Origin of the sequence: Aquabacterium sp. (assembly GCF_004297345.1) — a bacterium.
In the GTDB taxonomy this organism is placed as follows: domain Bacteria; phylum Pseudomonadota; class Gammaproteobacteria; order Burkholderiales; family Burkholderiaceae_C; genus Aquabacterium.
Genome location: NZ_SCTN01000112.1, coordinates 1 through 6,559 on the forward strand (window position 1 = coordinate 1; position 6,559 = coordinate 6,559).

Annotated in this window: 6 protein-coding genes; 3 read left to right on the forward strand and 3 right to left on the reverse strand. The window is 63.2% G+C overall.

The genetic code is table 11. The features are described 5' to 3' along the window. Positions 1-1,169: tRNA (N6-isopentenyl adenosine(37)-C2)-methylthiotransferase MiaB (gene miaB, locus EPO09_RS03360; protein ID WP_290640133.1), on the forward strand; the 1,169-nt coding region annotated here is incomplete at its 5' end. 134 nt (positions 1,170-1,303) lie between these two features. Beyond that, complete coding sequence (locus tag EPO09_RS03365) at positions 1,304-2,422, forward strand: HD domain-containing phosphohydrolase (RefSeq protein ID WP_290640135.1); 1,119 nt, start codon at positions 1,304-1,306, stop codon at positions 2,420-2,422. Here the strand turns inward: EPO09_RS03365 and bioF are convergent. From bioF to EPO09_RS03380, 3 genes are read right to left on the reverse strand one after another with little or no spacing between them, the layout of a single operon-like run. Further along, positions 2,407-3,639: an 8-amino-7-oxononanoate synthase gene (bioF, locus tag EPO09_RS03370; protein ID WP_290640137.1), complete on the reverse strand. Its 1,233-nt coding sequence runs from the start codon at positions 3,637-3,639 to the stop codon at positions 2,407-2,409. The genes EPO09_RS03365 and bioF overlap by 16 nt on opposite strands. Before the next feature lie 9 nt (positions 3,640-3,648). Continuing rightward, complete coding sequence (locus tag EPO09_RS03375) at positions 3,649-4,893, reverse strand: PLP-dependent aminotransferase family protein (protein WP_290640139.1); 1,245 nt, start codon at positions 4,891-4,893, stop codon at positions 3,649-3,651. Beyond that, positions 4,890-5,945: a DMT family transporter gene (locus tag EPO09_RS03380; protein ID WP_367200038.1), complete on the reverse strand. Its 1,056-nt coding sequence runs from the start codon at positions 5,943-5,945 to the stop codon at positions 4,890-4,892. Before EPO09_RS03380 ends, EPO09_RS03375 begins: the two co-directional genes overlap by 4 nt. 50 nt (positions 5,946-5,995) lie before the next feature. Here EPO09_RS03380 and EPO09_RS03385 point away from each other — a divergent pair. Continuing rightward, positions 5,996-6,559, forward strand: a 564-nt coding sequence (locus tag EPO09_RS03385; RefSeq protein WP_290640143.1) for a GntR family transcriptional regulator, incomplete at its 3' end; no start/stop codon positions are given.

Here is a 6,559-nt window from a genome sequence, read left to right on the forward strand (position 1 = left end):
TCAGCGACCTGGGCCGCGTCAAGCACCTCAAGGCCAAGGGCGTGATGATCGGCGTGGGTGGCTGCGTGGCCAGCCAGGAAGGTGCCTCCATCATCGAGCGTGCGCCTTATGTGGACGTGGTTTTCGGCCCGCAAACGCTGCACCGCTTGCCTGCCATGCTGGAAAAGCGCCAGATTTCCAAGCGCCCCCAGGTGGACATCAGCTTCCCCGAAATCGAGAAGTTCGATCACCTGCCGCCACCGCGCAAGGAAGGTGCTTCCGCCTTCGTGTCCATCATGGAAGGCTGCTCCAAGTACTGCAGCTACTGCGTGGTGCCTTACACCCGTGGCGAAGAGGTCTCGCGCCCGTTTGACGACGTGCTGACAGAAGTGGCGGATCTGGTCGACCAGGGCGTCAAGGAAATCACCCTGCTGGGCCAGAACGTGAATGGCTACCGGGGCAAGATGGGCGACACGACCGAAATCGCCGACTTCGCCACCCTGGTCGAGTACATCGCCGAGATGCCCGGCCTGGAGCGCATCCGCTTCACGACCAGCCACCCCAACGAGTTCGGCCAGCGTCTGATCGATGTCTATGGCAAGACCGACAAGCTCGTGAACCACGTGCACCTGCCCGTGCAGCACGGCTCGGACCGCATCCTCATGGCCATGAAGCGCGGCTACACCACGCTCGAATACAAGAGCACGATCCGCAAGCTGCGCGCCGTGCGCCCTGACATCCGTCTGTCCACCGACTTCATCGTCGGCTTCCCCGGCGAAACAGATGAAGACTTCGACAAGCTCATGAAGCTGGCCATGGACATCGAGTTCGATGCCTCATACAGCTTCATCTTCAGCGCCCGCCCCGGCACACCGGCTGCGGCACTGGAAGACACGACGCCACAAGAGGTCAAGCTGCAGCGCCTGCAAACCCTGCAGGCCTATCTGGACGGCAATGTGCGGCGCTTCAGCGAAGAGCTGGTCGGCAAAACGCAGAAGATCCTGGTCGAAGGCCCCAGCCGCAAGGACCCGTCCGAGCTGATGGGCCGCACCGAGTGCAACCGCATCGTCAACTTCGCGGCCGGCCCCACGCAGGCCTTGCGCGACCGCCTGATCGGCCAGTTGATCGAAGTGGACATCACCAAGGCCTTCCCGCACTCGCTGCGGGCTGAATTGAACCTGAAAAGCTGAATCTGAAGGGGTTTCGCCAAGACATGCCGTGACGTATTTGGCGAACCCACCTGAAAGCAAGGGTTTAGGTTCTTTCACTTTTTGACTTTGTGGCCGAAATTCTCAGGACCACTGTCATTTGTGATTGGACAGACATGAAGCTCTTGCGCCTGTGCGCCCATCAGGTCCGCCTCAACGAGCCTCTGCCCTGGAACGTTCGCAACGAGCCAGGGCACCTGCTGCTGGGCAAGGGCTTCTTGCTGACGGACCAATCCCAGATCGACACGCTGATGGAACGCGGCGTGTTTGTGGACCAGGACGAGTACGAGGCCCATCAGCGCGAACTGAAGGCTGCTCAGGCGCGCAAGGATCCGTTTGCCTTGTGGGCCAACATCCTCAAGCGCACCGGCCACCTGCTGCGCAACCACAAAGACAACCCGCAATTTGCGCAAGAGCTCGGTGAGCTATCGACGCAAATTCAGGGCGCCATGAAGGAAGACGTCAACGCAGGCACCTTCGAAATGGTGCATGGCGATCCAACGGGCTACTCGGTCTCACATTCACTGCAGACGGCCTTTGTGGCCTCTCTGGCGGCTGAGCGTTTTGGTTGGACAGAGAACGACCGCACCACGCTGATCCGCGCGGCCCTGACGATGAACATCGCGATGCTGGACATGCAGAACGCGCTGACCCAGCAGGCCACGCCTTTGACACCACAACAGCGCGCCGAGATTGATGCACACCCGCTCAAAGGCCGGCTGATACTGGAGTCATCCAACGTGAGCTGCCAGGACTGGCTGCGCACCGTACAAGACCACCACGTCACCACCGACGGCCGCAGCCTGCCGCAAGACCGCAAGGACTTCAGCCAACTGGCCTGCATGATCCATTACACCGATGTGTACCTGGCCAAGCTCAGCCCACGTGCCAACCGCCCGGCCATCGCCGTGAACGTGGCCGCACGTGAGCTCTTCCTGAAATCTGGCGGCGCCGACAACCCTTACGCATCGGCCATCATCAAGCAGATGGGCATCTTCCCGCCGGGCTCGTTCGTGAAGCTGGCCAATGGCGATACCGCCGTGGTGCTGCGCCCAGGCGAAACAGCCAACACGCCGCAAGTGCACAGCCTCATCAGCTCGGACGGCTGGGTCTTCCCCGACACCAAGCCGCGCGATACCGCCAAGCCCGAGTTCAAAGTGGTGGCCGCCGTGCCGCGAGGCAACGTGATGATGCGGCTCAATCGCCAGAAGCTGTTTGGCTACGCCACCGCCTGAGCCAGCGCTGCACAGAGTTGATCCACGTGCTCGACCGTGTGCGCGGATGACAATGAAATGCGCAGGCGTGCCGTACCTTCAGGCACCGTGGGCGGCCTGATCGCGGGCACCCACACGCCTTGCTGGTCGAGCTTGGCCATCACGGCCAAGGCATCTTCGTTGCTGCCAATGATCAGCGGTTGAATCGCTGTATCGGACGGCATCAGCGTCCAGGGCAAGCCCGCCGCTTTCACACCATCCTGCAAACGCCGCTGCAAGACACGCAGGTGCGCGCGCCGCTCGGGCTCGTCGTGCATGACCTCCAAGGCCGCCCGCAAGGATTCGGCAATCATGGCCGGCGCCGCCGTGGCGAACATATAGGTGCGCGCCTTCTGCATGATCCACTCGACCAGGCTGGGCTCACCGGCCACGAACGCACCGGCAACGCCTGCGGCCTTGCCCAGGGTAGCCATGTAGATCAGGCGATCCAGCCGCCCTTGCCAGGCAGGCGCCACGCCGTTCACACCCGCGATGCCGTGGTACGCCAAGGTGCCCTCGCCTCGCTCGCCCAGCACACCGAAGCCGTGGGCGTCATCGATCATCAGCCAGGCGTCGTAGCGCTCGCACAAGGTCAGCAAAGCCGGTACATCGGCCACATTGCCATCCATGCTGAACACCGCATCCGTCACCACCAGCTTGCGACGTGCCGAGCTGGCTTGCAGTGCGGCTTCGAGTGCCGCCATATCAGCATGTGGCAAGACGTGCGACTCGGCGCGCGACAAGCGGATGCCATCGATCAGACAGGCGTGATTGAGCGCATCGGAAAACACCGCATCGCCCTTACCCACGAGTGCAGGAATCGCCCCCACATTGGCCGCATAGCCAGCGTAGAAGTACAGCGCACGCGGCAGGCCCACCATGGCCGCCAGTTCCTGCTCCAGCGCTTCATGCGCCGGACTGTGCCCGCACACCAGCGGTGAGGCCGTAGCCCCTACGCCATAACGCGCCACGGCCTGGTGGGCTGCGGCCATCAAGGCGGGATGTTGCGAGAGCCCCAAGTAGTCGTTGCTGCCAAAGGACAAGCGAGGCTGCCCATCGATCAGATAGGTCGTGCCACGCAAGGCTTCATCAGCGGGGGCTAGATCGGCAGGCGCCTTCAAGGGCGACACCTGCCGGCGTTTGCGCTGGAGGTGCGCCGCCTGCAGGCGAGCCAACTCCTGTTCGAACAATGCAGTCATGCTGCAAGGTTAACAGGCGCGCCGGCCTTCTCCGCCGAGATGCGCGGCCAGGCGTTTCACCGCCTCGTGAATCTGCTCGACAGACAGCGTCACGAAAGACAGGCGCATTTGCCTTCTGGCCTGCTGTGGCGCTTCCACATAAAACGCCGCCCCCGGCACATAGGCCACGCCACGTTCAACCGCAGCCGGCAAGGAGGCCCCCGCGTCAAAACCTTCCGGGCCCTGTACCCAGAAGAACATGCCGCCCTGAGGCACCTGCCACGCGCAATCGTCGGGCAGGTGGTGGTTCAACGCCTGCGCCATCGCATCCCGCTGGGCCTTGTAGCGCTGGCGCACCGTGGCCACATGCGCATCCAGATCAAAGCCATCGCTCAACAACTGCAGCACCAGGCGCTGATTGAAGCCCGGCGTGTGCAGATCGCTGGCCTGCTTGGCCTGCAGCAAACGCGCGCGCAGATCCAGCGCGCCTGGCGCCTCATCCGGTGGCGTCACCACATAGCCGATGCGCAAGCCTGGCGCCAGCACCTTTGAAAGCGAACCCAGATACACCGTGTGATGCGGCGCGCTGGCTGCAATGGGTGCGGGCGGCGGCTCATCGAACCACAACTCGCCATAGGGGTTGTCTTCAATGAGCGTGACGTGATGGGCATTGAGTTCAGCGGCGATCTCTGCGCGGCGTGGTGCACCAATCGCATGGCCCGTCGGGTTCTGAAAGCTGGGGACCAGGTAGGCTGCACGTATGGCGTCGCTGCCGACCTGGCCACTCGCCCCATAGGCTCCACTCATCCGCGCCAGGTCGAGAGGATCAGGCCCCTGCTCATCGGCACGCCAAGCCTGGAAAGCCGGCTCATAAGGCGAGAAGGCCTGCAACGCCCCCAGATAGGTCGGTTGCTCGACCAGCAGCTTGCAGCCTGGATCCAGCAAGACCTTGCCCAGCAGATCCAGGCCCTGCTGCGAACCGGTGGTCACCAGCACTTGCTCTGGCCGCACCGTCCATTGCGGCAGGCTGACGCGTTGCGCAATCCACTCACGCAAAGGCATCAAGCCTTCGCTGTTGGCGTACTGCATGGCCTGTGCGCCTTGCGTGCGCCATACACGTTCACTGGCATGCGCCAGCGCATCCAGCGGGAAGCTGTCTGGCGAAGGCAAGCCCCCAGCCAGCGAGAGCACGCCAGGCCGCTCGGTGAGCTTGAGGATTTCGCGAATGGCGGAAGAAGTCATGTGCCGCGTGCGTGCGGCCAAGGTCAGGCTCATGCAGGTCTCACTTGAAGGGAAGATGATGTCGATATGGGGCGAGATGTGGCCATGCGCTGCCCCAACAGCACGATCACCAGCACCGATACAGCAAACAACCAGGCGTTCATGGGCACCGCCTCACCCAGCACGCCTGCCGAGATCAACATGGCCAGCAGCGGTTGCAGCAGTTGCAACTGGCTGACGCGCATCGCGTCCTGGGCCAGCGCGGCGTACCAGAGGAAGAAGCCCAGCCAGGTTGAGCACACCGCCACATAAGCCAGGCCCAACCAGGCCGACAACTGAATCTGATCACTGGCCTGCGACAGGCTGTGGATATGGGCCGGCCACCAATACACTGCCAAGGCCGCCGTCACAGGCCAGGCCAGCACCAGCGACCAGGACATGACCTGCGCCGAAGGCATCTGCCGCGCCAGGCGAGCACCCGCCACATAGGCCACGGATGCGCCCATCATGCCCAGCACCAGGGCGCCATCAGCCAGCAGCGTGAGATGAGCCGACGTCGCCTGCTTCGACGACGATGTCCAGGCAAACACGCCCATCACCAGGGCTCCGGCGAGGCTGGCCAACCAGAAGCCCAGACGCGGCCGATGCCCGAGCCACCAGGCCGCCAAAGCGGCGGTACACAAGGGCAGCAAGCCTGTGATCACGGCTGCATGCGAAGCCGGCACGATGCGCACAGCCCACCCCATGCCCAGAGGAAAAGCCATCACTCCGCCCAACACAACGCCCAACAACCAGGGGCGATGCGCCCGCTCAGGCCACGCGGCCCTGACCCACAACAAGTGCGCCATGGCCAGCACACCTGCCAGCGCCGCACGCGCGCTGGCCACGAACAGTGGCGGCCATTGGGGATCGCTCAAGGAGCCATTGGCCAGCCGTGTCATAGGCAAGGTCATCGCGAACAGCATGACCGCCATGAGCCCCAATACCCTGGGCCACCAATGATGTCCTTGAAGTGCAAAAGTGACTTGCTTTGTGTTGTTCATGTGTGGCAATGTAGACACCAACACCAATACAGAACCAATACAGATCAACACATCAGTCAACATACTGTACTGGCCACATCACCGGCACAGCTTGCCCACTGCACCTGCACACCATGGACAGCCCCACCCTGACACGCGACAGCGACCAGACGCTCACCGAACAACTGGTGCACCGCTTCGCCGAGCGCATTCGCCAGCACTGGCTGGCTCCGGGCAGCAAGCTGCCTTCCGTGCGCGAATGCGCCAGAACGCACGATGTCAGCCCGTACACGGTCGTGGCAGCTTATGACCAGCTTCAGGCGCAGGGCCTGATCGAGGCTCGCAGCCAGCGAGGCTACTTTGTGCGGCAAACACCCCGCGCCATCAACGAACCCACACCAGGCGACACCAAGCCGCATCCCTTCCAGCCCAGCACCCCCATCGATGCCACCACGTTGATACGTGGGCTGTTCCATGAGCCCGGTGCACGGCCCATGCCCGGCCTGGGCACCTTGCCACCAGCCTGGCTGGATGTGGGCATGCTGGGCTCGGCCCTGCGGCGAGTCACACAAGGCGACAAGCTCCTGCCCCTGACCCTGCATTACGGCGAGCCGGCCGGCGATGCCCGATTTCGACGCGCCATGAGCATGCGCCTGAGCGAATACCAACTCAAGGTGGACGCCGATCAGATCATCACC

Bases quoted from the DNA above. Each gene is read 5' to 3' on its own strand.
- EPO09_RS03365 (WP_290640135.1), top strand. From the start codon at position 1,304: ATGAAGCTCTTGCGCCTGTGCGCCCATCAGGTCCGCCTCAACGAGCCT.
- bioF (WP_290640137.1), bottom strand. From the start codon at position 3,639: ATGACTGCATTGTTCGAACAGGAGTTGGCTCGCCTGCAGGCGGCGCAC.
- EPO09_RS03375 (WP_290640139.1), bottom strand. From the start codon at position 4,893: ATGAGCCTGACCTTGGCCGCACGCACGCGGCACATGACTTCTTCCGCC.
- EPO09_RS03380 (WP_367200038.1), bottom strand. From the start codon at position 5,945: ATGTTGACTGATGTGTTGATCTGTATTGGTTCTGTATTGGTGTTGGTG.